The sequence below is a fragment of the Pseudomonas putida W15Oct28 genome, assembly GCF_000708715.2.
In the GTDB taxonomy this organism is placed as follows: domain Bacteria; phylum Pseudomonadota; class Gammaproteobacteria; order Pseudomonadales; family Pseudomonadaceae; genus Aquipseudomonas; species Aquipseudomonas putida_R.
Window position 1 is genome coordinate 1 of sequence record NZ_JENB01000085.1, and the last position, 4,939, is coordinate 4,939.

General features: G+C 66.0%; 7 protein-coding genes. 2 read left to right on the forward strand and 5 right to left on the reverse strand.

Features of this window, described 5'->3' with window-relative positions; translation table 11 throughout:
• The 5 genes from ligD to AK81_RS27470 all read right to left on the reverse strand — a co-directional run.
• The coding region (gene ligD / locus AK81_RS27450; RefSeq protein ID WP_043204377.1) for a non-homologous end-joining DNA ligase at positions 1–1,383 on the reverse strand (1,383 nt) is incomplete at its 3' end.
• 110 nt (positions 1,384–1,493) lie between these two features.
• Positions 1,494–1,961: a DoxX family protein gene (locus AK81_RS27455; protein ID WP_043204378.1), complete on the reverse strand. Its 468-nt coding sequence runs from the start codon at positions 1,959–1,961 to the stop codon at positions 1,494–1,496.
• A 10-nt stretch (positions 1,962–1,971) separates the two neighbouring features.
• Positions 1,972–2,727 (reverse strand): DNA-binding domain-containing protein, encoded by a 756-nt coding sequence (locus tag AK81_RS27460; protein ID WP_043204379.1) that lies wholly within the window; start codon positions 2,725–2,727, stop codon positions 1,972–1,974.
• The gene (gene bufB, locus AK81_RS27465; RefSeq protein WP_043204381.1) at positions 2,724–3,557 is read right to left on the reverse strand and encodes an MNIO family bufferin maturase; all 834 of its coding nucleotides are present in this window, start codon (positions 3,555–3,557) and stop codon (positions 2,724–2,726) included. The genes AK81_RS27460 and bufB overlap by 4 nt, the downstream gene beginning before the upstream one ends.
• Before the next feature lie 16 nt (positions 3,558–3,573).
• A complete protein-coding gene (locus AK81_RS27470; RefSeq protein ID WP_043204382.1) occupies positions 3,574–3,861 on the reverse strand; it encodes a BufA1 family periplasmic bufferin-type metallophore in 288 nt (95 codons plus the stop codon).
• A gap of 182 nt (positions 3,862–4,043) precedes the next feature.
• On the opposite strand from AK81_RS27470, the gene AK81_RS27475 reads away from it, so the two are divergent.
• Together AK81_RS27475 and AK81_RS27480 are read left to right on the forward strand one after the other, a co-directional pair.
• Positions 4,044–4,631, forward strand: coding sequence for a sigma-70 family RNA polymerase sigma factor (locus tag AK81_RS27475; protein WP_043204384.1), 588 nt, complete (start codon positions 4,044–4,046; stop codon positions 4,629–4,631).
• Positions 4,618–4,939: NrsF family protein (locus AK81_RS27480; protein ID WP_043204386.1), on the forward strand; the 322-nt coding region annotated here is incomplete at its 3' end. The genes AK81_RS27475 and AK81_RS27480, both read left to right, overlap by 14 nt.

The window sequence follows — 4,939 nt, forward strand, 5'->3', positions numbered from 1 at the left end:
GGGGGGCTTGGCGGTGTGTAGGGGTTTGAGGCGGGTAAGGATGCTTGTCAGCGTGGCAGCACTGAAGCCGGTGCCCACCTTGCCGGCGTAGCGCAACTGGCCGCTGTCGTTGTCGTGCAGCGCCAGCAGCAGGGCGCCGAAGCCTTGGCGGCTGCCCTTGGGCGCGGTGTAGCCGACGATCACGAACTCCTGGCGTTGTGTGCACTTGAGCTTGATCCAGTCGCTGCTGCGCCGGCCAACGTAAGGGCTGTCGACGCGCTTGCCGATCAGGCCTTCCAGCCCTAGCCGACAGGCGCTGTCGAGCAGCGCGTCGACCGGCTGGTTGAAGTCTTCGGAAAACTTCAGGATATCCGATGCGTTGTGCTTCAGCAGCTTGGCCAGGGTCGCCCGGCGGTCTTGTACGGGCAATTCACGCAGGTCCTTGCCGCCGAGCCAGGGCAGGTCGAACAGGTAGTAGGTAATGTCATCGTCGTGCTCGCTGTCGAAGGCGGCCTGCAAGGCCTGGAAATCGGCCACGCCACTTTCGTCTGCGACCACCATCTCACCGTCCAGCCAGGCCGAGTCCAGCCCCAGCGCTTTCAGCGCCGCCACCTGATGGGGCAGTTTTGCGCTCCAGTCGTGGCCATTGCGGGTGAACAGGCGCACATCGTCGCCGTCGATGCGGGCCAGCATGCGGTAACCATCGAACTTGACCTCGTAGCGCCAGTCACCGTCGGGGGGCGAATCGGCCAGGGTTGCCAGCTGCGGTTGGAGCATGTCCGGCAGGGTGCCAGGGCTGGCCTTGGGCTTGCGCTTGGAGGATGACGACTTGGCAGGGCGCCGAGGTACCAGTGTGCGGTCGCTCAACACGCTGTCCGGCAGGGCTTCGACGATGCTGTAGTCCGTTTCGCTGCGGGCCTCGCCATCGTGGGACTTGACCAGCATCCACTGCTCTTTCTTGCCGGCCAGGTGGGTACGAAACAGGTTCCAGACGCCCGACAGCTTTTCACCTTGCAGGCGAAAACGCAGCTTGCCCTTGGCATAGGCCTCGCGTGGGTCGCCTTCGGGCTCCCAAAGCCCCCTGTCCCATACGATCACGTCGCCGGCGCCGTAGTGGCCTTCGGGGATGTTGCCTTCGAAACTGCCGTACTCCAGCGGGTGGTCTTCTACATGTACGGCCAGGCGGCGGACCTTGGGGTCGAGGGAAGGGCCCTTGGGGATCGCCCAGCTTTTAAGGGTGCCATCCAGCTCCAGGCGAAAGTCATAGTGCAGGTGGCTGGCATCGTGCTTCTGGATGCAGTACTGCAACCCGTGGGCCGGCCGTGGGTGGGCGCGTTTGCCGGCCGGCTCGGGTGTGGCGTTGAAGTCACGCTTGCGCTGGTACTCCTGCAGGGGCTTGGCCATGGCGGGCTCCGGGACAGTTCGCGGTCTCTTGATTGGGAGAGGGCGCCTGCGCAGGGAGTTCAAAAAAAGCGTGGGGCCGCAGACCGGCGAACGGGTACACCGCTAGAGGTTCAACGCACCCCCATGGCCCGATCAAGCGACAACGCACCGGCGCCCCGGGCGATCAGCATTAGCAACAAGGCCGCCCACGTCAGGTGGGTCGGCCAGGCATCCGGGTAGACGAAAATCTCGATCACCGTGGTCATGCCCAGCAGGGCCATTGCCGACAGCCGGGTGAACAGGCCAAGCACCAGCAACAGGGGGAACAGGTGTTCGGCATAGGTGGCCAGGTGGGCCGCCAGCCACGGGGAAACCAGCGGCAGGGCATACTCGCTCTGGAACAGGTCATAGGTACTGGGTGTGATGCTGAGAAACCCTTCGACCTTGGTGCGCCCGGACAGAAAGAAGGTCGAGGCGATGGCCATGCGCGCCACCAGGCACAGCAGCGTGTCGCTGAGCAGCAGTTGTGCGCGACCGGCGAGGTGGTTCCAGCGTTGGCGCAGGGTTTTGTCGGGGTGGTTGGCGTGGAGGGTGTCCATGGCGTTTCCTTCAGGCGAATGCAAGTGGACGAAAGGCCTGGGCTGCCAGCAGCCGGCCGAGCAGGTCGGTGAAGTCCAGGTCGGGTTGGCTCGCCAGTGCAACCTGTGAAGCCTGCTCCAAAGGCACACCTTGGGCGCAGGCATCGAGAAAGGCACAGCCGCCGACATCTAGCGCTTGCTGGGCGACACCGTCGGCGGTGCCGCTGAATACAGCACCTTCGGCGACCCAGGGCTGGTCATGCGGCCACGCCAGGCCTTCGCGGCTGTGCTGCCACAGGCTGAACGCCGGGTGCCGTGCGAACCAGCGCCAACGCACGCTGCTGCGTGGGGCCAGGTAACTGTTGGCCAGGTCGGTGGCCGTCATGCCGGCCAGGTCGGCAAGTGCGAGGCAAGGCTCGCGAGGGGCGCTGAACGCCTCGCACCAGGCGTAATCCAGGCGTGCGACGTCGGCCAGGTACGGCAGGCCGTGCTGGGCCTGCATCTGTTCGAGAAAGTCGGCGAAGGCCGCGCCATAGTTGATCAGCCGCGGGTCGTCGGGCGGTGTTCGTCGCGCATAGGCCGCAGCGGCGTCCTGCATCCAGGCTGGGCCTGTCAGCGCTTCGACACTGGGGAAGTTTGCGCGCAGGGCATCGACGCAGCCCGCCAGCACGGTGTTGCGGTACACCGCAAAGGCAGCGTGCCGGGTCAGCGCGGCCAGCTGCGGGGCAGGGCGGTGATACAGCGCTTCGACGAAGGCGGCCTGAAACTGGCCAAGGGAAAGTGTCATGGTCGTGCTCCTGCGCTATCGAGCAGTGCCTGGGCGGTGTCGCGTTCGGCCAGTAACTCGGTGAACGCGGGCAGGTTGCCGTCACGCTCGATCAAGGTCGGGCGCGGGCCGATGCGGGTGAGCAACTGCTGGTACAAGGCCCAGACCGGCGCGGCGATGGCGGCGTCATGGGAGTCGATCAGCAGGCTGGCCTGGGCGTCGTGGCTGTGGCCGGCCAGGTGTATTTCACTGATGGCCTGGGCGGGGAACCGCTCCAGGTACGCCGCCGCGTCGAACCCGAGGTTGTGGGCACTGACGTGCACGTTGTTGACGTCCAGCAACAGGCCGCACCCTGTGCGCCGTGCCAGTTCGGCTAAAAAGTCGATCTCGTCCCAGTCGTGCCCCTCCATGGGCAGGTAGTGGCTGGGGTTTTCCAGCGAAATGCTGCGCCCCAGCGCCTCCTGGGTGCGCTGCACGTTGTCGCTGATGCGGGCCAGGGCCTCGTCGCTGCGGGGAAACGGCAGCAGGTCGGGGAGGTATTGCCCGCCCCAGCTCGACCATGCCAGGTGCTCCGATACCAGCGCCGGCTGCACCTGGTCGACCAGCGCCCGCAGGCGGCGCAGGTGCGTTTCATCCGGCGCGGTGTCCGCTGCCAGCGACAGCGCGACACCGTGCAGCGACAGCGGATGGTGCTCGGCCATGCGTTGCAGCCAGGCCATGCGTGGGCCGCCGAGCATGTAGTTTTCCGGGTGCACTTCGAACCACAGCCCGTTGGCCCGGCATGCCCAGGCGTCGGCATAGTGCTCGGCCTTCAGCCCAAGGCCAGCGCCCAAGGGGTAAGTCCCGTTCATGATCGGCGGCCTGCGCTCAGGACTTCAGCGGGGTCAGCGAGCCCATGCCATTGGGCGTCTTGATGGAGGTGCAGGTACCTGCGGGCACGTTCTTCCAGTGCATGCCGTCGTAGTCTTTCTTGGCGCTACCGGCGCAACTGGTGCCGGCGCCGGCCTTGCAGTCGTTCTTGCCAGCCATGGCGACGCCGTAGCATTTTTCCATGGCGGCGCCGGTGGTGGTTGTGTTGGTCGCGTCAGCGGCCATGGCAACACCGGCCAGCGAAGCCAGGGCGAGTGCGGCAGTGGCGAGGGCGAGGGTTTTCATGATGTGTCTCCGGGAAGTGGGGCCGTGGTGGTTACCGGCGGCTCATGGAGTAGTTCGCACCGTGGGTTGAACGGGTTACAGCAGCTGGAAAAATTTTTCCGGCGGTGTGCCAGTCGCCTACCGTATGAAGGCGGCACGCGTTGAATGGAAAACTTTCACGTTGGGTGTAACCCGGGTGGCCGATGCTACGAACTACTTCTCAGCAGGCGCTAAGCGCGCGCGAGGCCCAGTTGCAGGCGTTGCTGCTACAAGGGCTGGCGGGCGATGCAGCAGCCTATCGGGCGTTTTTGGCGGCGCTGGCGACGCATGTGCGTGGCTTTTTGCTGCGGCGCCTGGGGCAGCGCCCCGCGGATGTCGAAGACATGCTGCAAGAGGTGCTGTTGGCGGTGCACAACGCCCGCCATACCTACCAGGCGCAGCAACCGTTGACGGCCTGGGTACAGGCCATTGCCCGCTACAAGCTGGCGGATCACTATCGCAGCTACGCTCGCCACGGCGCGCTGCACGACGAGCTGAACGATGACAGCGACCTGTTCGCGCCCGGCGAGGAAGAAGTGGCCCAGGCCACGCGCGACCTGGGCAAGCTTCTGGGACAGTTGCCGGCGCGCCAACGGCTGCCCATCGTCCATGTCAAACTGGAGGGGTTGTCGGTGGAAGAGACCGCGCGCATCACCGGTCTTTCCAGTTCGGCGGTAAAAGTGGGCATCCACCGGGGCCTGAAGGCACTGGCCAAGCAGATTGGAGGCAAGGGCGACGATGAAGACCGATGACTTGATTGCCCTGCTGGCGGCCGGGGAAGGGCCGGTGGACCGTCACGCGCTAGCCAGGCGTTTGCTGCTGGCGCTGGTGGGCGGCGGGTTGGCCGCGGTACTGCTGACGGTGGCCATGTTCGGCGTGCGTGGCGACCTGGCGCAGGTGGCGCACACCCCGCTGTTCTGGGCCAAGCTGGCCCTGCCCGGCAGCCTGGCGCTGGTAGCGCTGTGGCTGACCCAGCGGCTGGCCAGGCCGGGGGTGAAGGGCGGGCTGCTGTGGGGGCTTTTGGGGCTGCCGCTGCTGCTCGTCTGGCTGGGCGCGGCGG